This window comes from Pseudarthrobacter sp. rb, assembly GCF_056389225.1.
Genome location: NZ_JBWJAR010000005.1, coordinates 123,212 through 139,470, shown reverse-complemented (window position 1 = coordinate 139,470; position 16,259 = coordinate 123,212). Strand labels below are relative to the sequence as shown.

18 protein-coding genes and 1 tRNA gene are annotated in these 16,259 nt (G+C 67.4%); 6 read left to right on the top strand and 13 right to left on the bottom strand.

Annotated elements, in window-relative coordinates; translation table 11 throughout:
• Positions 1 to 11: 11 nt before the first annotated feature.
• The 7 genes from ureC to arfA all read right to left on the bottom strand — a co-directional run bounded on the left by ureC (position 12) and on the right by arfA (position 6,369).
• The gene (gene ureC, locus ACWRN3_RS08945; protein ID WP_476740399.1) at positions 12 to 1,742 is read right to left on the bottom strand and encodes an urease subunit alpha; all 1,731 of its coding nucleotides are present in this window, start codon (positions 1,740 to 1,742) and stop codon (positions 12 to 14) included.
• On the bottom strand, positions 1,739 to 2,092 hold the full coding sequence (locus ACWRN3_RS08940; RefSeq protein ID WP_476740398.1) for an urease subunit beta: 354 nt from the start codon (positions 2,090 to 2,092) through the stop codon (positions 1,739 to 1,741). The genes ureC and ACWRN3_RS08940 overlap by 4 nt, the downstream gene beginning before the upstream one ends.
• A gap of 11 nt (positions 2,093 to 2,103) precedes the next feature.
• On the bottom strand, positions 2,104 to 2,406 hold the full coding sequence (locus ACWRN3_RS08935; RefSeq protein ID WP_324643838.1) for an urease subunit gamma: 303 nt from the start codon (positions 2,404 to 2,406) through the stop codon (positions 2,104 to 2,106).
• Positions 2,407 to 2,515: 109 nt separating this feature from the next.
• A complete protein-coding gene (locus tag ACWRN3_RS08930) occupies positions 2,516 to 3,073 on the bottom strand; it encodes a cysteine hydrolase family protein (RefSeq protein ID WP_476740397.1) in 558 nt (185 codons plus the stop codon).
• A gap of 77 nt (positions 3,074 to 3,150) precedes the next feature.
• Positions 3,151 to 4,155, bottom strand: coding sequence for a LacI family DNA-binding transcriptional regulator (locus ACWRN3_RS08925; protein ID WP_476740396.1), 1,005 nt, complete (start codon positions 4,153 to 4,155; stop codon positions 3,151 to 3,153).
• On the bottom strand, positions 4,155 to 4,742 hold the full coding sequence (locus ACWRN3_RS08920) for an HhH-GPD-type base excision DNA repair protein (protein WP_476740395.1): 588 nt from the start codon (positions 4,740 to 4,742) through the stop codon (positions 4,155 to 4,157). Before ACWRN3_RS08920 ends, ACWRN3_RS08925 begins: the two co-directional genes overlap by 1 nt.
• Positions 4,743 to 4,800: 58 nt before the next feature.
• Positions 4,801 to 6,369 carry an arabinosylfuranosidase ArfA gene (gene arfA, locus ACWRN3_RS08915; protein WP_476740394.1) on the bottom strand — a complete coding sequence of 523 codons (1,569 nt, stop codon included), beginning with the start codon at positions 6,367 to 6,369 and terminating at the stop codon, positions 4,801 to 4,803.
• A 264-nt stretch (positions 6,370 to 6,633) separates the two neighbouring features.
• Between arfA and ACWRN3_RS08910 the strand changes: the two genes are divergently transcribed.
• A complete protein-coding gene (locus tag ACWRN3_RS08910) occupies positions 6,634 to 7,587 on the top strand; it encodes an ANTAR domain-containing response regulator (RefSeq protein WP_476740393.1) in 954 nt (317 codons plus the stop codon).
• A 47-nt stretch (positions 7,588 to 7,634) separates the two neighbouring features.
• Here the strand turns inward: ACWRN3_RS08910 and ACWRN3_RS08905 are convergent, their stop codons facing one another.
• From ACWRN3_RS08905 to ACWRN3_RS08885, 5 genes are all read right to left on the bottom strand, one after another.
• Positions 7,635 to 8,531, bottom strand: a complete 897-nt coding sequence (locus tag ACWRN3_RS08905) for an anti-sigma factor (protein ID WP_476740392.1) — start codon at positions 8,529 to 8,531, stop codon at positions 7,635 to 7,637.
• Complete coding sequence (locus ACWRN3_RS08900) at positions 8,518 to 9,132, bottom strand: RNA polymerase sigma factor (protein WP_476740473.1); 615 nt, start codon at positions 9,130 to 9,132, stop codon at positions 8,518 to 8,520. The genes ACWRN3_RS08905 and ACWRN3_RS08900 overlap by 14 nt, the downstream gene beginning before the upstream one ends.
• A gap of 45 nt (positions 9,133 to 9,177) precedes the next feature.
• On the bottom strand, positions 9,178 to 9,894 hold the full coding sequence (locus tag ACWRN3_RS08895) for a class F sortase (RefSeq protein ID WP_476740391.1): 717 nt from the start codon (positions 9,892 to 9,894) through the stop codon (positions 9,178 to 9,180).
• A 111-nt stretch (positions 9,895 to 10,005) separates the two neighbouring features.
• Positions 10,006 to 10,842, bottom strand: coding sequence for a DUF4397 domain-containing protein (locus ACWRN3_RS08890; protein WP_476740390.1), 837 nt, complete (start codon positions 10,840 to 10,842; stop codon positions 10,006 to 10,008).
• A 153-nt stretch (positions 10,843 to 10,995) separates the two neighbouring features.
• Complete coding sequence (locus ACWRN3_RS08885) at positions 10,996 to 12,015, bottom strand: LacI family DNA-binding transcriptional regulator (protein ID WP_324643831.1); 1,020 nt, start codon at positions 12,013 to 12,015, stop codon at positions 10,996 to 10,998.
• Between the two features lie 161 nt (positions 12,016 to 12,176).
• Here ACWRN3_RS08885 and ACWRN3_RS08880 point away from each other — a divergent pair, with 161 nt between their 5' ends.
• Both ACWRN3_RS08880 and ACWRN3_RS08875 read left to right on the top strand, forming a co-directional pair.
• A complete protein-coding gene (locus ACWRN3_RS08880; protein WP_255174087.1) occupies positions 12,177 to 12,524 on the top strand; it encodes a YciI family protein in 348 nt (115 codons plus the stop codon).
• Positions 12,521 to 13,138: a M23 family metallopeptidase gene (locus ACWRN3_RS08875; RefSeq protein ID WP_476740389.1), complete on the top strand. Its 618-nt coding sequence runs from the start codon at positions 12,521 to 12,523 to the stop codon at positions 13,136 to 13,138. Before ACWRN3_RS08880 ends, ACWRN3_RS08875 begins: the two co-directional genes overlap by 4 nt.
• Positions 13,139 to 13,204: 66 nt before the next feature.
• Here the strand turns inward: ACWRN3_RS08875 and ACWRN3_RS08870 are convergent.
• Positions 13,205 to 13,277, bottom strand: a tRNA-Lys gene (locus ACWRN3_RS08870).
• Between the two features lie 211 nt (positions 13,278 to 13,488).
• Between ACWRN3_RS08870 and ACWRN3_RS08865 the strand changes: the two genes are divergently transcribed.
• From ACWRN3_RS08865 to ACWRN3_RS08855, 3 genes are all read left to right on the top strand, one after another.
• The gene (locus ACWRN3_RS08865; RefSeq protein ID WP_159634234.1) at positions 13,489 to 14,148 is read left to right on the top strand and encodes a hypothetical protein; all 660 of its coding nucleotides are present in this window, start codon (positions 13,489 to 13,491) and stop codon (positions 14,146 to 14,148) included.
• 314 nt (positions 14,149 to 14,462) lie between these two features.
• Positions 14,463 to 15,080: a DUF47 domain-containing protein gene (locus tag ACWRN3_RS08860; RefSeq protein ID WP_255174084.1), complete on the top strand. Its 618-nt coding sequence runs from the start codon at positions 14,463 to 14,465 to the stop codon at positions 15,078 to 15,080.
• Between the two features lies 1 nt (position 15,081).
• Positions 15,082 to 16,092 (top strand): inorganic phosphate transporter, encoded by a 1,011-nt coding sequence (locus ACWRN3_RS08855; protein ID WP_255174083.1) that lies wholly within the window; start codon positions 15,082 to 15,084, stop codon positions 16,090 to 16,092.
• Positions 16,093 to 16,259: the final 167 nt, after the last annotated feature.

Sequence of the window (16,259 nt, the reverse complement as noted above, 5' to 3'; positions counted from 1 at the left end):
AATTCGCGGTTCTAGAAGAGGAAGTACCGCTGGGCCATGGGCAGCACGTCGGACGGTTCGCAGGTGACGTCCTCGCCGTCCACCGTCACCTGGTAGGTTTCCGGGTCCACCTGGATGTCGGGCGTGGCGTCGTTGTGCTTGAGGTCGGCCTTGGTGAGGTTGCGGATTCCGGAGACGGGCCGGATGACCTTTTCCAGCCCCAGCTCCTGGGGCACACCGGCGTCGATAGCTGCTTTGGACAGGAAGGTGATGGAGGACTGCTGAACGGCCTTGCCGAAGGTGGCGAACATGGGACGCATGGTGCGCGGCTGCGGGGTGGGGATGGACCCGTTGGAGTCGCCCATGAGTGCGTAGGCGATCTGCCCGCCCTTGAGCACCAGTTCCGGTTTGACGCCGAAGAATGCCGGGTCCCACAGCACCAGGTCCGCGAACTTGCCCACTTCCACTGATCCTACGGAATCAGCGATGCCCTGTGCGATGGCGGGGTTGACGGTGTACTTGGCCACGTAGCGCTTGAGCCGGAAGTTGTCGCTGTCCGCACTGCCGTGCGCCCCGCCGTCGTTGTCTTCCAACATCCCGCGCTGCTTCTTCATCTTGTCCGCCACCTGCCAGGTGCGGGTGATCACCTCGCCTACCCGGCCCATGGCCTGGGAGTCGGAGGAAGTGATGGAGAAGATGCCCAGGTCCTGCAGGACGTCCTCCGCGGCGATGGTTTCGGCGCGGATGCGGGAATCGGCGAAGGCCACGTCCTCGGGGATGTCCGGGTTGAGGTGGTGGCAGACCATCAGCATGTCCAGGTGCTCTTCGATGGTGTTGCGCGTGTACGGGAGCGTGGGGTTGGTGGAGGCGGGCAGGACGTTGGGCATGCCCGCGATCTTGATGATGTCCGGTGCATGGCCGCCGCCGGCGCCTTCGGTGTGGAAGGTGTGGATGACCCGGCCGTTGATGGCGCGGATGGTGTCTTCCACGAACCCGCACTCGTTCAGGGTGTCGGTGTGGATGGCCACCTGGATGTCGTACTCGTCAGCGACCCTCAGCGATGTGTCGATGGAGGAGGTGGTGGCGCCCCAGTCTTCATGGACTTTGAGCCCGATGGCACCGGCGCGGATCTGCTCGGCGAGGGGTTCGACGGCGGATGCGTGGCCTTTGCCGAACAGGCCGATGTTCAGGGGGAACGCCTCGGCGGCCTGCAGCATCCGCTGGATGTGCCACCTTCCGGGGGTCACGGTGGTGGCTTTGGTCCCTTCGGCGGGCCCGGTGCCGCCGCCGATCATCGTGGTCACGCCGCTGGCCAGGGCGGTGGGGATCTGGTCCGGGGAGATGAAGTGGATGTGGGTGTCGATGCCGCCGGCGGTGAGGATTTTCCGCTCGCCCGCGATGATTTCGGTGCTTGAGCCGATCACGATGTCCACGCCGTCGGTGATCTGCGGGTTGCCGGCCTTGCCGATCCGGAAGATGTGGCCGTCCTTCAGCGCCACGTCTGCCTTGTAGATCCCCGTGTGGTCCAGGATCACGGCGTTGGTGATGACGCTGTCTGGAATGTCCCCGTCACGGGTTGCCTGGCCGTTCTGCCCCATGCCGTCGCGGATCACCTTGCCGCCGCCGAACACCACTTCCTCGCCGTACACGGTGAGGTCCTTTTCGATTTCGAGGAAGAGTTCGGTGTCCGCCAGGCGGATCCTGTCCCCGGTGGTAGGGCCGTAGAGGTCCGCGTACTGCCGGCGCGGAATGTCGAAGCTCACTCGCCGTCCCCTTCCGTAACAGGCCCGCTTTGGCGGGTGCCGCCGTCGAGCCTTCCATTGACCGCGTTGCTGAGCCCGTAGACCTCCCGGGTCCCGGCCAGTTCAATAAGCCGCACGCTCCGCGAATCCCCCGGCTCAAACCTGGCCGCCGTTCCCGCGGGAATGTCCAGGCGCCGGCCATAAGCTGCTTCGCGGTCGAAGGCCAGGGCCGCGTTGGCCTCGGCGAAATGGAAATGCGACCCCACCTGGACGGGCCGGTCGCCGGTGTTGGTCACGGCCACCTCGATTGCCTCCCGGCCCGCATTCGCGGTCACGGGCTCCGGCCGCAGGACGTACTCGCCTGGAATCATTGCCGCGCTCCTTAGCGGATGGGGTTGTGGACGGTGACCAGCTTGGTGCCGTCCGGGAAGGTGGCCTCGATCTGGACGTCGTGGATCATCTCAGGCACGCCTTCCATCACGTCGGCCCGGGTGAGAAGGGTGGTGCCGTAGCTCATGAGGTCGGCCACGGTCCTGCCGTCGCGGGCGCCCTCGATCAGTTCATAGCTGATGATGGCCACGGCCTCGGGGTAGTTCAGCTTGAGGCCGCGGGACTGCCTTCGGCGGGCCAGGTCGGCGGCCACCACGATCAGGAGTTTTTCCTGCTCACGCGGCATGAGATGCATGGGTTTCCCTTCGACGGCCTGCGGCGTGCTGCCAGCGTAGGCGGGTCACGTTTCCGCCAGGTTTCAGGAGTATCAACGAAAGCTGGGGATGTGCCCCAACGGTGGGAGGCTACTCCGCCCCGCTGAGCCGGGCAAGGATCTCGCCACTGGACTGGATGGGCTGGCGGTAGGTGGTGGAGAGGATGCGGAGCATGTCGGCAGCGTCCTGGTCGGCTTCGGAGGCCATCGCGTCCTTGGCGTAAGTGACCCGGATGTTGTGAGCAAATGCGTCGGCTGCGGTTTGGGCGATGCAGTTGTGCGTGGAGACTCCGGCGAGCACCACCTCGTCGGCATCCCAGTTCCGCAGCCGGGCCAGCAGGTTGGTTCCCACGAAGGCACTGTCCCGGGTCTTGTTCAACTGGGGCAGGTCCTCCTTGATGAGCCCGGGCACCGACTGGGCCTGCGCGCTCCCGCGGAAAATGAAGCCCTGGTCGTCGTCCAGCATGCTGAGGGTCCAGGTGGACTTGTCCCGCTCGTGTTCGGTGCCGACCAGGAGCGCCGCGTGCCCGGCGGCCTTGAAGCCTTCCAGCAGCCGGTTGCACTCATTGACCACCCGGTCCTGCTGGGCCGCCAGTTCGGGCGTTTCGAAGAATGCGTTCTGCATGTCGATGACCAGGAGGGCAATCATGTGGGCACCTTTCCTCGTTGAACCGGTGGGCCGGCGGGTGGTGAGGAAAAGTTACCCGCGTGGAGCGCGGCGAAACCCTAGGGTGCGGATTCCCTGACCTTCAGTTCGAACCCGGCTTCCACGTGCACGCCCTGTTCCGAGGGCTCGCGGCCGGTGATCCGCTCCAGCAACAGGCTGATGGACCGCTCGGCGATCTCATCCATGCCCGGCGAGACGGTGGTCAGGGAGGGGGATGCGAACCGCGCCTCGTCGATGTCGTCAAAACCGGCCACCGCCACGTCCTGCGGCACCTTGACGCCGCGGATCAGTAGCTCATGCATGGCCCCCAGCGCCAGTACGTCATTCAGCCCGAAGACGGCGTCGAACTCCACGCCCTTCTCCAGCAGACCGGCGACGGCGGCAGCACCCGTATCGCGCCGCCATTCAGCGGGTGCCACGAGCGCGGCGTCGAAGGGGATGCCTGCTTCCGCCAGCGCACTCCGGTACCCGTTCAGGCGCAGGCCCGCAGTCCCGGCGGACTCCCCCGTGTTCGCTCCCACCACGGCGATACGACGGCGGCCGCCGGCCAGCAGGTGCCTGGTCAGCGCAGCCCCGGCTTCCTCATTCTTCATGGTCACCAGGTCGAAACGGGGATCCACGATGTGCTCGCCGAGCATCACCAGCGGCTTCTTGCCCGCCCGCGCGGCAATCGCATCCGCGTCCACTACCAGCGGTGTGAACAGGAGTCCGTCGGTGAGCTGCCGGAAGGTCCCCTGAAGGGCGCCAAGTTCAGCGGAGGCTTCGGCGTCGGACTGCTCCACCATCACCCGGTAGCCGTGCCGGGCGGCAGCCTTCATCAGCCTGGACGCCAGCTCGGCATAGTAGGGGGCGGAGAGGTCGGACAGGACCAGGCCCAGCATGGACGTCTTGCCGGACCGCAGGCTGCGGGCGGTGAGGTTGGCCTCGTAACCCAGCTCCGCGATGGCATCCTGCACCCGTTGCTTGGTGGCGGGGCGGATGAATTCGTAGTCGTTCAGGACATTCGAAACGGTTTTGAGGGAGACGCCTGCCGCCCTCGCAACGTCGTTCATGGTGACTGCCATTAACGTTCTTTTCCTGCCTTTGCCGCCGCCTTGGCAGCCTGTTTGCTGGCCCGCACCTTGACCAGGGATTCCGGGTCCACAATGTCGGCCACCGACAGGTAGGCGCCATCCTCACCGTAGTGGCCTGCCGCTTCGCGCCAGCCCGGAGCCTCGAGGCCCCGCTGCTTGCCCAGCAGGGCAAGGAAGATCTTCGCCTTTTGCTCCCCGAAACCGGGCAGCGCCTTGAGCCGGCGCAGCACCTCGGCACCGTCCGGCGAGCCCTTGGTCCAGATGGCGGCGGCATCGCCGTCCCACTCGTTCTGGACCGCTTCGGCGAGCGCCTGCACGCGCGCAGCCATGGAGCCCGGAAAACGGTGGACGGCGGGCCGTTCCTTGAACATCTCCACGAACGCCGCAGGATCGTGCGCCGCAATGGCCTCGGGCTTCAGCGACCCGATCCGGGTCCGGATCTTTTCCGGCCCGGCGAACGCGGATTCCATCGTCACCTGCTGGTCCAGCAGCATGCCGGTCAGGAGGGCGAAGTCGTCCTCATTCAACAACTTGTCCGCGGCGGGGTCCCCCGTGATGTGCAGTTCCATGCCGTCCATCCTCCCACCTGCGGGCCGCCGTCGTCATAAGCGCACCCCCCAGGGAAATTTCGCCGGGTCAGGATTCCACAGCCAGCCGGATCATGGACCAGGACACTGCCGGAAGCTCAGCGGTGAGCCGGCCCCCGTCCACTTTCACCGTGCCGTTTTCCGACGGTAGGACGGACGTGGAATCGTCAGCACTCGCCTGCCAGTAAGGGTCCTTGTTGGCGTAGGTGACGGCCTCCACCACCCGGACATCACCCAGGCCTGCTACGGCAGCATCCAGTGCCAGGGCATCGGCGGCTGATCGATTCACTGCGAACACTACGGCCTCGCCCTTGTCCGGGTCGTAGGTGGCGACGGCGGACAGTGCCGCGAAGCCGGTCGTCGTGCCGCCGCTGACCAGGGGGGATTCGACGGCGAGCTGCAGCACCGTGCCGGAGGCGTGCCGGGAGGTCAGGGCGAAGGGGTGGAAGGTGGTCTGCTTCCAGGACCGGCCGCCGGGTTCGGTCATGATGGGTGCGATGACGTTCACCAACTGCGCCAGGCTGGCCGAGTGGACGCGGTCGGTGTTCCGGAGCAGCGTGACCAGGAGGTCCCCCACCACCACGGCGTCAGCCACTGTATAAGTGTCTTCCAGCAGGACGGGGGCCACGGGCCAGTCCTTGCCTGTGGGCACCTTGGACTCGTCGCGGCTCATGTGCCAGACGTTCCATTCGTCGAAAGAGATGTTCACCTGCCTGCTGGACTTCTTGACCGACTTCACGTGGTCAATGTGGCTCACGATGTCGCGGATGAAGGCTTCCATCTTGTGCCCGGCAGCCAGGTGTTCCTGCAGGTCGCCGAAGTCCTCGAAGTACTGGTGCGCCGAGATCAGGTCCACCAGGTCGTAGGTTTCCGTCAGGACCACGCGCTCCCACTCCCCGAAGGTGGGCATACTGGGCCCGGAGCTGCCGCAGGCCACGAGTTCCAGGTCAGGGTCGATCATGCGCATGCCGCGGGCGGTGTCCGCCGCGAGCCGGCCGTACTCCAGGGCGTTCTTGTGGCCGATCTGCCAGGGCCCGTCCATTTCGTTGCCCAGGCACCACATTTTGATGCCGTAGCCGTTGCCGGCCCCGTTGGTGCGGCGTTGCTCGGAGAGGGCGGTCCCGCCGTCGATGTTGCAGTACTCCACGAGGTCCAATGCCTCCTGCACGCCGCGGGTGCCCAGGTTGACGGCCATCATGGGTTCCACGCCGGCCTTGGCCGACCACTTGGCGAACTCGTCCACGCCCACGGTGTTGGGGTCAGTGGAGTGCCAGGCCAGGTCCAGGCGGGCGGGACGCTGGTCCACCGGGCCCACGCCATCCTCCCAGCGGTAGCCGGAGACGAAGTTGCCGCCGGGGTAGCGCACGGTGGAAACACCAAGCTCACGGGTCAGTTCCAGGACGTCCTTGCGGAAGCCGTCCTCGTCGGCCTCCGGGTGTTCCGGTTCGAAGATGCCGGTGTACACGCACCGGCCAAGGTGCTCAACGAACGCGCCAAATGTACGACGGCGGACGGGACCTACCGTGAACGACGGATCGACGGTGATTTTGGCTGCGGGGGGTTGTGGCTGGGTCACGAAGGTATCCTCAGGTAGTTTCTGCAACGTTATAGAAAACATTGTTTGTTGCGCTGGTCCCGGAGTCAAGGGTTCGGCCTGCGGTCCCGCCAGAAGGTTCCAGCCGCGGCCGGAGGACGCTGCGGCGGTCCCACCTGCGGCGACGCTCAAAACGGCGCAGGAGCCGGAACCTCCAAGTACTACCTAATCGAAAAAACAGGTACCAGCTACGCATTCACCGGGGCCCGGAGGGCCATTAGGTTTTTCACAGAGACAAGACCTTCAGGCTCTTGGTACTTGGCTCACTAGGGGGGTGTGAGACTGGCAATGCATCGTTCACCACACATAGGCCGCGCAGGCTTCCCGGTCCATCGGACCCGGGTGATAGGCGGGGCCGGCGACGAGGAGTCCTTCGAGACCAAGGACTCTCCCCCAGCCGTCGCCGGCCCTCTTGCCCCTCCGCTCTCCCGGAGGGGCCACGCACCGCTGCCCGGGGAGGGCAGCCATGAGCAGGCAAACCCACGGAACACGGCTCTGCTGCTGGACCTGGTCAATGGCGCCCGGACCCTGGCAGACTCCCTGGACCTGCTGGTGGCTGCATCGGCCGCGCACGTGGTCAGGACCGCTGGAATAGATGTCGGCTGTGGCCTGGTGCTCCACCAACCCAAGCGTGGTCCCGCCATCACCGGCACCACCGACGAGGTAGTCAGCCTGCTGGAGTGGGAACGGGAAACGGCCGAGGGCCCGGTGACCGATGTCATGGCCGGCGGCCACCCCGTGGCGGTCCTCCAGAGGAACGGGGACTTCCGCTGGCAGCACTATTCCGGCCAACTGCAGGCGGCCGGGTTTGGCAGCGCCCTCGCGGTCAGGCTCCGCCTGGACGCAGAGATTCCTGCCGACGACGGGATTCCCGGCAACAGCGAACTCGGCCAGTCAAGGGCCGCCCTCGCCTTCTTCGCCCAGGATTCAAAGGCCTTTCCGCTCCAGGCCATCGCGGAGGCACGCACTTTCGCGCTGCTGGCAACCAAAAGCCTCCAGATGGCCATCAACCTGCACACTGCCCGGTCACTGGCCACGGACCTCCGCTCGGCCCTCGACAGCCGCACGTCCATCAATGTGGCCTGCGGCGTGATCATGGCCCAGAACAGGTGCTCCTACCAGGAGGCGTTCGCCATCCTCGCCAAGGCTTCAAGCCACCGGAACATCAAGGTGCGCAAGGTGGCCGAGGACATCCTGGAGCGGCTCCCGGAAGGTGCGCCGCACTCACACTTCGGCCGCTGACCCGCTGCCGGTTCCGCCTGTTCAGCGGGTGCGTCCGCGGGCCCAGATCAGGATGTGAGGGTGCCCCGGGCAATACTTATGGTGGAGTGGGCGGGGTTGCCGTCCATGGGCTCGTCCGAGACATCCACCACCGGGTACTGGGACAGGTCAAGGCCGGCAGGCACCTGGAACGTTCCGGAGGTGGAGTTCATAACGCCCAGGCTGACCAGCTTGGAAAGGTCCGGCGCGATCAGCCACACCTCCTGGTAGCCCCTGGCTTCGTCCTTGTCCAGGCTGACCTCCAGGCTGCGGGAACCATCCTTGGCCTCCACCACTTTGGCCGATCCCGCCGCGGAGTGCTGCGGGAGCGGGGTCAGCTGCGTTGCCGCCAGCTCCTGGGGCTGGGGCGGGCGGTTGAGGGCCCAGACGGCGCCGAAAACCACCAGGACAGCAGCTGCCGCCGTGGCCAGCCACGTTCCGGGGCGCTGCCAGGCGCCCCTCGTCCGGGCACTGTCCGTTCCGGCACCCCTTGTCCGGGTTCCCCTTGTCCGGCTGCCGATTGCTTTGTCACCGAGGGGGACAATGTTCGACGGCGGCACGTCCCCGGGTGCGGGCGTGACGGCAGGTGTTGCGGCACCTCCATCAGCCCCGCCACGCTCAGCCCCGCGTTCCTCTGAAACGTCTCCCACAGACCCGGGTTCCGCCGGCTCCGCCGCCGCGAGCGGGTCCTCCCGGACGCACTCGCCCAGGCCAAGCTCGCGGTGGATTCCCGCCCAGACCTGGGGGCCGGGCACGGAGAGCCGGCTGGTGTCCGGCGTCGTCTTCACCGCTTCGACGGCACGCCGCAGGGCGGCGTAGTCGGCGGCGCACTGGGGGCAGGCCAGGAGGTGCTCCCGGCCGCCAGGGTCATCCCAGTCGTTGTACAGCGCCAGGAGGCTCAACTGTTCCGGATCAAGATGCGGCATGGTCAACCTCCAATCTGCTTCTCAGGTGGGTCAGGCTGCGGCGGATGTGGCTCTTGACGGTACCAAGGGGAAGGTCCAGTTTCCTTGAAATCTGTTCGTGCGTCAGGTCCTCGTAGAAGGCAAGCTTCATGATGGACCCCTGGGGCTCACCCAGCTTTTCCAGTTCGCCGTCCAGGAGCAGCCGGTCCGCCAGTGTTTCCGCGGCCTCCGTTCCGGCCCCCGCGTCCCCGGCCATGCCGGCGCCCGCAGCGGCATAGGCTTTGCGCGCTTCGCGGGCCGACGACTGCTGGGCATCCGCGATGGCATTGCGCGTGATGCCAACAATCCACGCCGGGAGCCGGGCCACCTGCGGGTTGAAGGTGTTCCGGGAGCGCCACACGCGGATGAAGACCTCCTGGGTCACGTCGTCCGCCGCCGCGCGGTCCGCGAGGGACCGGACGGCCAGCGTATGGACCAGCGGCGCGAACTCGCGGTAGGCCGCCGCCAGTGCATGCTCATCGCCGGACAGGAAAGAGGCGGTGAGCCCGTCATCCCATCCAGGGGACGCGCGGCCTGGGAGCGTCACGGGCGTCTCCCTCCCGGCTTCGGCGACGAGATACATGGCTGGCCACCGGCTGTGCAGGAACTGGTTCATGCGGGGACCGGTTCAGGCAGGGACTGCGGTGACAATCACATTGTCGCTGTAGTCCATCCGCTCGTCCAGCCATTTGCCGCCGCAGGTGACGAGTTTGAGTTCATGGGGCCCTGACCGCCTGAAGAGGGACGCGCCGTCGAACCTGTCCTTGGCCATCAGCTCCACGCCCACTACCCGGTAACTGAGCGCGGGGGCGCCGTCCCTTCCCACGCGGATGATGGTTCCCGCCGGGAGCGACTTCAGGGCGGAGAAGGGCGCGCGGTCCGAGGTGGTGTCGATATGTCCGGCGATGACGGCGGCGCCTTCGGCCGCCCCGGGGGCGGGGCCGAACCTGTACCAGGCGGCACGGTCGAACACGTCCGGGATCTCCATCGCTCCTGCGGTGGACACTCCCCCGGGCACCACCGGCATATCAATGGCCGTGCCGGCAACGGTGAGCGAAGTGGGTGCCGGTGCTGGGGCATTCGCCGGCAGGGTCGCTGGCCGGAGCGGGATGTCCCCCGGCTGCGCGGTGCCAGGACTGGAAGGGGCGGCCGCCTGCGGCAGCGGGGAATCCGGCGGAGCCACTGAACTGGCTGCAGCCGCAGGGGGCGGTGCCTGCCCGGAATTGGACGGGGCGGCGGAACCGCAGCCGGAGAGAACCAGCACCCCAACCACCAGCGCTGCTGCCGCACCCCTTGAGGCAGGCCGGCGGCGGCACCAGCCTTCCGGCGTCGTGCGTCCGTTCATGAGGAGTTCCTTCCAAGGAAGACATCGGTTGGGGAACAAAAGGGCCGGCGCAGGGGCCCGTCCGCGGGTGTGCGGCCGGGCCCCTGCGCTGATGGTCCTACAGAGTGGCGGCTACAGTTCGGCCCGCCGGGCGCGGACGGCGCGGCTGACGCCCACCGCCCCGGCCAGCAGGGCCAGGGCTGCCAGGCCGAACCCCGCTGTGGCAACTGCGGGGCCCGCCCCGCCGGTATTTGCGGAACCGTCAAGGGCGCCGGGCACCGACGCCGGAGCGGTGTGCAGGCCCTCGATGGTCTGAACGGCCAGCTTCAGGTTCTGGTCCGCCAGGCTGCCCCAGGCGTAGACAATGGTGTGCGTCCCTTCGGCCACCGTGACGTCTGCCGGGCCGATCACGGGGGTGGTGGTGCCGGCGGCGGCAACGGCGGCCGGGACCGTGCCGGGATCGAGGGTCAGGGTTTGTTCGTTCGGGTTGGCCAGGTTGGTGACGACGGCGGTGCCGCCGGCCAGGACATCGACGGCAGGGGCGGCGGCGGCATGCCGGACGGTCAGTTTGCCCTTGCCGGCCTCGATCCGGGAGACGTCATTGGTGAACAGGCTTGCCGTGGGCTTGCCGTCCGCGCCGAGGTGGGCGGCTGCGGTGTAGTTTCCATTGGCAGCCAGGTTGACGCTGACGGGACCGATGGCGGGGGCGGACGCGTCGGCTGCGTCAGCTGCCGTGATGGCAATTTCGTAGGTGCCCGCGGGAAGGGCCAGCGGACCGGCGAGGGTTCCCGGGGTGAAATCGTCCAGCGTCCGGTCGCCGTTGACCCAGACGTCCACGGTCAGTCCGGGAACGCCGTGCAGCACTGAGAGCTGGGCATCTCCTTCTGCTGCGTTGGCGGGGCCGGCCAGGGCGATTGCGGCTGCAATGGCTGCCGCCCCGGCACCTGCGGTAAAGATTGTGTTGCGCATGTCCATCTCCTTGAACGGCCCGGCTGCCGGGCGTTTTTTGCTGACACCCCTACTACCGGCGCAGGCCCGGATTTGGATGCAGATTCATGGAGATTTTTTAACTTTTCTTCTTCCGCAGCTTAAGCCGGCTTCCCGGACGGTTTCCCCGGGCTTCTAAGCGGACGCCGGGGCGGCGGTGCTGGCGCGGAGGACAAGCTGCGGCGGGACCACGGTGGAGCTCACCGCGGCACCTGACTCAATCTCGTCGAGCATGATGTCCATGCAGCGGCGCCCCAGTTCCTCGAAGTCCTGGCGAACGGTTGTCAGCGGCGGCGTGAAGTAGCCCGCTTCGGGCTGGTCGTCGAAGCCCACCACGGAGACGTCGTCGGGCACCCTCACGCCCGCCTCGGTGAACGCGCGCAGGAGGCCCAGGGCCATCTGGTCGTTCCCCACAAAGATGGCCGTGGCCGTGAGTCCGGACGCCAGGCGGCGGCCGATTGCGTAGCCGCTCCCCGCACTCCAGTCCCCTTCCACCAGGAGTGATTCGTCCAGCCCTGCCTCGCGAAGCGCCGCGCGCCAGCCCTCCGCGCGCTCGGCACCGTCCGTCCAGTCCGGAGGGCCGGCGATATGCCCGATCCGCAGGTGGCCCTCCTTGACCAGATGTTCGACGGCGAGCCTGGCGCCCGCGCGCTGGTCCACCATGGCCCCGCTGACGGAGGCGCTGCCGGCGGAGCCCACGGCCACCACGGGCACCGGAAGGTTCAGCTGCTCCAGCACGGCCAGGGTGTCCGCGTGCGGGACCAGTACCGCAATCCCGTCCACGGCCTGGTCCATGAAGTGGCCCACCGCATCGGCGATGGCGTCCCTGCTTACTTCCCGCAACGCCGCGATGCTGACAAAGTAGCCGGCGTTGCGGGCCGCATGTTCAACCCCCAGCAGGGTGTTCGCGGGCCCGTACTGGGAGAGCTCACTGGCCAGCACGCCGATGGTCTGCGAGCGCCGCGTGACCAGGCTCCGGGCCGCGGTGTTGCGTCGGTACCCCAGTTCGGCAATGGCCGCCTCAACCTTTTCCCGGGTCGCCTTGCTCACGTTGGGGTGGTTGTTCACCACGCGGGAGACGGTCTGGTGGGAGACGCCGGCCACCTTGGCCACGTCTTCCAGGCGCGGCATCCGGCCCTTGCTGGTTTTTGCCATGTGCCTATTGTGCCTGTTGCCGTCCCTGCGGCTCCCCGTGTTGCGCCCGCCTGGGGCACCGGCTTGGGTGCCCGTGAAGAGTGCGGCTGAATCCTTGCGCGGCAGCGGACCAGTGGGAAGGATGAGGGTGATCCACCGTTTGCGAAGAAGGAGCCGGCGGAATGACCAAGTACCTGATCTCGTTTCCCAGCGGCGCCATGGACATCCCCGCCGGCGGGCTGCAGGAAGTAGCAGACGCCGCCCACGCAGTGGTCCAGGAGGCAAAAGACGCCGGTGTCTGGGTTTTCGGGGGCGGCATTGACGAGAGCGTCCCGCCCGTCACCGTCAGCGGTGACGGGACCGTACGTGCGGGCACCTACCCCCAGACCGCGCAGATCGAGGGCGGCTACACGGTGCTGGAACTGCCCGCGTACGACGCCGCGGTGCAGTGGGCTGCGAAGATCGCGGTGGCCTGCCGCTGCCCGCAGGAGCTGCGCGCCTTCCAATACGACCCCGCCGCTGAACCGTGAATCCGGCAGGCCCGGTTGACCTGGCCTATCCCTTCACGGGCACCTGGCTGGTGCAGAACTCACCGGCGGACCGGGTCCCCAGCCATGGGACACGGCTCTTTGCCACGAGCTTCGCCATCGACTTCACACCGGTGGACGCCAGTGGGCAGTCGGCGCCGGTCACCCTGGCCTCACTGTTCCGGTCCGAGCAGCCGGAACGCTTTGCAGGGTTCGGCAGGGCTGTGATGGCACCGGCGTCCGGTCTGGTCCGCGCCGCCCGTGACGGGGAGCCGGACCATGCAGCTTTCCGCGGCTTTCCTTCGATCGGTTATGCCGCAACCCAGGCCCGGCGCGTGCGGGAGGGGTGGGTGGGCCTGGCGGGCAACCACGTGATCATCGAGGTCGGCGGGGTGTTCATCGCGCTGTGCCATCTCAAGCGCGGGAGCATCTGCGTCCAGCCGGGCCAGCTGGTCCGGAGCGGGGAGCCGGTGGGACGGTGCGGCAACTCGGGCAACAGCACCGAACCGCATGTGCACGTGCAGGCCATGGACGCCGCAGATCCTGGACAGGCTTCCGCGGTTCCCGTCTCATTCGCGGGCGGACTGCCGCGGAACGGGACTGTCGTGGCTGTGTGACCGGGGTTGCTTAAAAGAACGGGGCCCGCCTGCGCGTTCGCGGCGGACCCTCTCGGTCTTGATGGGTGGGCCCTGTGGGGCTCGAACCCACGACCCACGGATTAAAAGTCCGATGCTCTACCAACTGAGCTAAAGGCCCCTGCCGGCCGGTCAAACACGCAGTGCCTGCCCGTACGGCCCAATCCATTTCTGGACGTTAATACTGTAACCCATGGTTCCGGGCACTTCGCACACGCCCCGGGCGCCGCCGTCGTACGTTTTAACCCCGCGGTCCGGGACCCTGCTGCCGTCACCGGACAAGCCCCGCGGACGCTCGATTTCCGCTGTGGCACAGGAGTAGCGTGGGGGGCATGAGCGAGCAAGCAGGAACAACTCCGTACGGCGGCAGCAACCGGCACCATAAGCCCAAGCCCTTCGCTCCGATGGACTTCGAGCCCTTCGCAGGCGGTGCCGATCCCGCCCGCGTGTCGGAGGCTGCCCACCTTGCCGCGCAGGCCCTGGTCCGCCATGGCCGCGACAGCGACGATCCGGTGATCACCGAACGCCTGGTGAAGCTAGCGGACGAACAGGGCCTGGACGCCATCGCCGAGATGTGGGCGGAGAGCCCTGCCCGGTCCCTTCCCGGCGCCCTCTGGCGGCTCTACGCACTCCGTGCCGCCACCGTCCAGGACCCCGAACGCATCTCCGTCTACTTCCGCGCGGGCAGGGACACCGCCCAGGTATCCAACGTGGTGGCCGGCGCGGCTGAGCCACCGGGCGCCGACGAAATGCGCACCATGGCGGACGCCATCCTTTCCGGCGCGTTCGACGGCGATTTCGACGTCGCGCTGGAACGCTCTGCCGCGTTCTGCCGCGTGGTGGCGCTCGGCCAGGCCACCCTCGCCGACGGCGCCGAGCATGCCAACGAGGCACACGCCAGCAAGCTGACCCGCAACTCCCACCAGCTGGTCAAGACCGCCGAGGACCTTGAACACGCGGCCAACGCGTGGCGCCTGGGCGAACTGGACTGAGGCGTCCTTTCCCCCGGCGGACCGGATTTCCGGGACGAACCAAGCCTCCGCTGTCAAGATTGACTTGGGCCGGGTGAAGTAGAAGACTGAAACCGGTGCCGAGCCGCGAAACCCCCGGGCTTCAACAATTAGCCGCCTAGAGCGGCCTACCGCCGAGAGGCGTATCCGGTTCGGCACCATTTTTCTGCCCTCTGCCAGGTGGTCGATTCAGAGGGTGCAGTTACGGGCCGGTAGAGTAAGCGTCAGTTGCGCGCCGCCGTCAAGTCACACGGCAGCAACCCCCGCCTTGATACGTCCTGGAGACCGGTAAACACGTGAAGCTGCGCCTTTTTCCACAGGAGCCCGCAGGGCTGAACCTGCTCTCACAGATGGCACAACAGATCGTGCTGGCCACCGCCACCCTGGCCGAGATCCTTGGCGTACCCGCGGACGAACACGGCAAGCTCGTTGAGGACATGCACAACATCGAGGCCAAGTCCGCCGAACTGCATTTCGCGCTGCTGACCCATATGCGCACCAGCTTTGTGAATCCGCTGCCCCGCGAGGACATGTACGCCCTCTCCCGGTACCTCAACGAAGCCATGGAAAAGATGGACGCCGCGGCGGAGCTGGTGGCACTTTACCGGCTGGACCGCCTCCCCAAGCGCGCGGCGGACCAGCTGGAGATCATCAGCAGGCAGGCCGAGCTGACCGTTGACGCCATGCGCAGGCTCAATAACCTGGACGACCTCGAGGACTACTGGATCGAAATCCTGCGCCTCGCCAAGCGGGCCGAACGGACCCACCGCGTCTGGGTGGCGGACATGATCGCGGACATGAAGTGGGCCCAGTACTCCCGCAACCGGGACATCGCCAACCAGCTGGTGGAGGTCACCAAGGACATGCGGCGGGTGGCCACCCAGGTAGGCAGCATCATCGTCAAGGAATCCTGACGTGACGGCAGTCATCTTTGGCGCGGTGGTCCTGCTGGCCGCGGCGTTTGCTTTCCTGAACGGGTTCCGCGACGCGTCCACCTCGGTGGCCCTGGCCGTGCGGAACCGGGCGCTCACCCCCAGCGTCGGCGTGCTCCTCGCCGCGTTCTTCAACTTTGTCGGCGCCCTCCTGAGCGCCCTGCTCGCCGTCGCCGTCAGCCGTACCTGGATCAACCTTCCGTCCGGCACTGACGGCCTGGCCATCCTGGTGGCGGGCCTGGCCAGCGCCTGCGCCTGGGGCGTCCTGATGTGGTGGCGCGGCATCCCTGCCTCCTCCACCCACGCCCTGGTGGGCGGGCTCGCCGGCGCAGGCCTCGCCAGCCTGGCGATCGGGGGCCCGGGAGTGGCAGGGGTGGACCAGTCGCTCCTGTTCCAGGTGGTCCTGCCGCTGGTACTGTCCCCGCTGGTGGCCTACAGCGGCTCCTTCCTCCTGGTGTATCCGGCCACGTGGGTGGCCCGCTATACCCAGCCCAACGTGGTGAACCAGCGCTTCCGCCGGGGCCAGGCCGTTGCCGCCGGCGCGGTGGCCTTTGGCCACGGCCTGCAGGACGGCCAACGCGTCAGCGCGGTGCTGCTGCTGGCCCTGCTGGCAGCAGGCTATTCCGACGGCGGGATCCCCACCTGGGTTGCGGCACTTTCCGCGGTAATGATGACTGCCGGGACGCTTTTCGGGGGATGGCGGATCTCCCACACCATCGGATACAAGATCACCAGGATCGATCCCCTGCGTGGTTCCGTCGCCCAGACCTTCAGCGCGCTGATGCTCTTCGTGGGCGCCATCGGGCTGCACTGGCCGCTTTCCACCACCCACACCGTCACGGCCGGTGCCCTCGGCGCCGGAGAGAACCAGCACTTTTCGGTCACCAACCGAAAATTGGTCATCCGGATCCTGTGGCTCTGGGGGCTGACCCCGCTGGCGACGTGCGCCCTGGGCTTCGTGCTGGCGCTGGCCCTCTCCCCCATTTCCGCCTAGGCGGGGCCTGCCGGGGGCGGCGCTGCCCTGTACAGGGAATCCGCCGTGACGTAGATTCGAAAGTGCGCCCCCGGTCAACGGTGCCGGGGACCGGCGTCCGCGCCGTGTGCAGGGCTGCGGACGCGGCGCCGCTGCAGCCACCCGGCGGCCTGGATGCACAACGCGGA

Bases quoted from the DNA above. Each gene is read 5' to 3' on its own strand.
- ACWRN3_RS08940 (WP_476740398.1), bottom strand. From the start codon at position 2,092: ATGATTCCAGGCGAGTACGTCCTGCGGCCGGAGCCCGTGACCGCGAAT.
- ACWRN3_RS08935 (WP_324643838.1), bottom strand. From the start codon at position 2,406: ATGCATCTCATGCCGCGTGAGCAGGAAAAACTCCTGATCGTGGTGGCC.
- ACWRN3_RS08930 (WP_476740397.1), bottom strand. From the start codon at position 3,073: ATGATTGCCCTCCTGGTCATCGACATGCAGAACGCATTCTTCGAAACG.
- ACWRN3_RS08925 (WP_476740396.1), bottom strand. From the start codon at position 4,155: ATGGCAGTCACCATGAACGACGTTGCGAGGGCGGCAGGCGTCTCCCTC.
- ACWRN3_RS08920 (WP_476740395.1), bottom strand. From the start codon at position 4,742: ATGGACGGCATGGAACTGCACATCACGGGGGACCCCGCCGCGGACAAG.
- arfA (WP_476740394.1), bottom strand. From the start codon at position 6,369: ATGTTTTCTATAACGTTGCAGAAACTACCTGAGGATACCTTCGTGACC.
- ACWRN3_RS08910 (WP_476740393.1), top strand. From the start codon at position 6,634: ATGCATCGTTCACCACACATAGGCCGCGCAGGCTTCCCGGTCCATCGG.
- ACWRN3_RS08905 (WP_476740392.1), bottom strand. From the start codon at position 8,531: ATGCCGCATCTTGATCCGGAACAGTTGAGCCTCCTGGCGCTGTACAAC.
- ACWRN3_RS08900 (WP_476740473.1), bottom strand. From the start codon at position 9,132: ATGTATCTCGTCGCCGAAGCCGGGAGGGAGACGCCCGTGACGCTCCCA.
- ACWRN3_RS08895 (WP_476740391.1), bottom strand. From the start codon at position 9,894: ATGAACGGACGCACGACGCCGGAAGGCTGGTGCCGCCGCCGGCCTGCC.
- ACWRN3_RS08890 (WP_476740390.1), bottom strand. From the start codon at position 10,842: ATGCGCAACACAATCTTTACCGCAGGTGCCGGGGCGGCAGCCATTGCA.
- ACWRN3_RS08885 (WP_324643831.1), bottom strand. From the start codon at position 12,015: ATGGCAAAAACCAGCAAGGGCCGGATGCCGCGCCTGGAAGACGTGGCC.
- ACWRN3_RS08880 (WP_255174087.1), top strand. From the start codon at position 12,177: ATGACCAAGTACCTGATCTCGTTTCCCAGCGGCGCCATGGACATCCCC.
- ACWRN3_RS08865 (WP_159634234.1), top strand. From the start codon at position 13,489: ATGAGCGAGCAAGCAGGAACAACTCCGTACGGCGGCAGCAACCGGCAC.